The 2481-nt window shown below is 27.8% G+C and carries 2 protein-coding genes; both read right to left on the bottom strand.

Annotated features, from left to right (window positions below):
* Nucleotides 1–111 precede the first annotated feature (111 nt).
* Complete coding sequence (locus BM384_RS16665) at nt 112–900, bottom strand: C45 family peptidase (RefSeq protein WP_090015334.1); 789 nt, start codon at nt 898–900, stop codon at nt 112–114.
* Nucleotides 901–961: 61 nt separating this feature from the next.
* On the bottom strand, nt 962–2350 hold the full coding sequence (locus BM384_RS16660; protein WP_090015333.1) for an MATE family efflux transporter: 1389 nt from the start codon (nt 2348–2350) through the stop codon (nt 962–964).
* Between the last annotated feature and the right edge of the window lie 131 nt (nt 2351–2481).

Genomic DNA, 2481 nt, shown 5'->3' with positions numbered 1-2481 from the left:
TGGTATCATAATTTAATTTTACCAAAAAATCGCTGTAAGTTTAATGCCTACAGCGATTTTCTTTTTAGGAGAGTTTTTTTACATCCCCTTTTTATATAATTTATAATTTACCTAGTTAAAAATATAATTTTTAAATATATATCCATTATCTCTAGGGTTTCCATTTATATTATAATAAGTGCTAATATCCTTACTGTTATTATTTACAATGAAAATTACTGATGCCTGAGTATAGCTTTTTTCTTCTTTTTCAAGACATACTTCATTGCTTCTACATATAGACATTACTGAATTTCCATAATACTGATCCTTTAAAAGCTCAATAACTCCATTTATACTACAATCTCTTAAAAGCATATCTTCTGCTCTATTAAGCCTTAAATATGTGCTATGATTTTCTTCAAAAGATACTGCATTTTTTATAAATCTAAAATGATTAGAAGCTACAAAATATCTTGAATGAAATTCTGGAGTATATCGCACAGCTATAATTTCACCATTATAACCTTCAATATAATAGCTTTCATCTTTATCACTAACTATTAATATATTAGGTTCTAAAAATGACTTAAAAAATCCTTTAATATACTCAACTGCTTCTTTTGCAGTTTTATAGCTAGATATAATATTTTCGTAAGCTTCAAAAAGATTATTATTTGAAAACTTACCAGACATAGTATTTTTACTTTTACTAATATAAGGAGTTGATGAAGTAAAGCCTACCCCATAATTATTTATTCCACACCAGGATCCCTTAACTCCTTGTTTTTCAAAAGACATATACCTTATATCATTCTTTTCTTTAATTAAAGGTTCATTAAATAAGATTTCTTCATTTGAATCATACTGCTTAAAAATAATCAAAGTACTTTTTCTATAAACAACTCCAATTGTACACATTAGTAACTCATTCCTTAAAAGTAATCTCAATTCATTATAGATATATAACTATTTTTAGTTACTATTTTTCCATTACTATGTTTTGAATCCAAACTCCACTTCTAACTAATACAAATCCTATAATACATTTTATAAACTCAAGCATTTGGCATATAAAGTATACCATTACTATATTAATTAATGTATATCTAGAAAGTATAAATGCTACTGGAATACTGCATACCCATATAAATACACTATCAAATAAAAAAGTAACTACTGTTTTACCTCCAGAACGAAGAGTAAAATATGAAGCATTAGTAAAAGCTACTAAAGGCATTGAAAAAGCAAGAGCTATAATAAACTTTGATGCTAAACTCTTAACCTCATTTGTAGTATTATATATAGCTGGAAATGCTGGTGCTAGAACAATCATAAATATAGCTACTATACTGCAGCTTACAACTGAAAAAGCAATAAGTTTTCTATCCATATCCCTAGCCTCTTCCATTTTACCTGCTCCTAAAAGCTGACCTATTATAATAGATACTGCACTTCCTAAAGAAATATAAACAACACTAAATAAATTAGAAATAGTACTCGCAATATTAATTGCAGCAACTACTGCTAATCCTCTTAATGAATAACACTGAGTCATTATTGATATACCTGCTCCCCATAAAAGCTCATTACACATAAGAGGAGTCCCCTTTAAGAATATATTTTTCATAAGCACTCTAGAAACCTTCATACTTGAATATATTTTTTCAATAAAGATATATTTCTTCTTATGTTTATGAGTATAAACTACAATTATAATACATTCTACAAATCTAGAAATAACAGTTGCAATAGCAGCACCTCTAGCACCTAATACAGGAAGTCCAAGCTTACCAAAAATAAGTACATAATTAAACATCATATTAACACATACAGCCACAATACCTGCTTTCATTTGAAGAACTGTTTCCCCTGTTTCTCTTAAAGTACTTGAATATACTTGATTAATAACAAAAGGAATAAGTCCTATAACAATTATTGATAAATAACCTTTTCCATGAATTAAAGTTTCAGCTATATTTCCCGAATTACCACCATCATGTAAAAATAAAGATACAAGGTCACTATCAAATCTTTTTAATAGCAAAATAGCTCCTATTCCTATAAGTGTACAAGATATTATCTTAAATCTAAAAGTTTCACGAACCCCTTCATAATCTTTCTTTCCCCAAAATTGTGTTCCAAATATACCAACCCCTGAAACTACACCAAAAATGCATAAATTAAAAACAAAAATAAGCTGATTTACAATTGCAACTCCTGACATCTGTTCAGTTCCAATTTGCCCAACCATAATATTATCTAGAAGGCTAACAAAATTGGTAATACCGTTTTGAATCATAATAGGTACTGCAACTCCTAGTACCATCTTATAAAACTTTTTATCTCCTACGTAATTTCTGATATTCATTCTTCACCTCTTGTAATTTTTTTATAGGAACTATTATAATTTACTTAATAAATAAAAAATAGACCATATTTTAATTAGAGGGCACTGAAAAACTTTAAGTTTTTCTAGTGCGCTATTCCAAAATCAAAAAG

It is taken from the genome of Clostridium sp. DSM 8431 (assembly GCF_900116755.1).
GTDB lineage: Bacteria > Bacillota > Clostridia > Clostridiales > Clostridiaceae > Clostridium.
The sequence above is the reverse complement of the archived record's forward strand: the minus strand, read 5'-3'. Positions and strand labels throughout refer to the sequence as shown.

Bases quoted from the DNA above. Each gene is read 5' to 3' on its own strand.
- BM384_RS16665 (WP_090015334.1), bottom strand. From the start codon at position 900: ATGTGTACAATTGGAGTTGTTTATAGAAAAAGTACTTTGATTATTTTT.
- BM384_RS16660 (WP_090015333.1), bottom strand. From the start codon at position 2,350: ATGAATATCAGAAATTACGTAGGAGATAAAAAGTTTTATAAGATGGTA.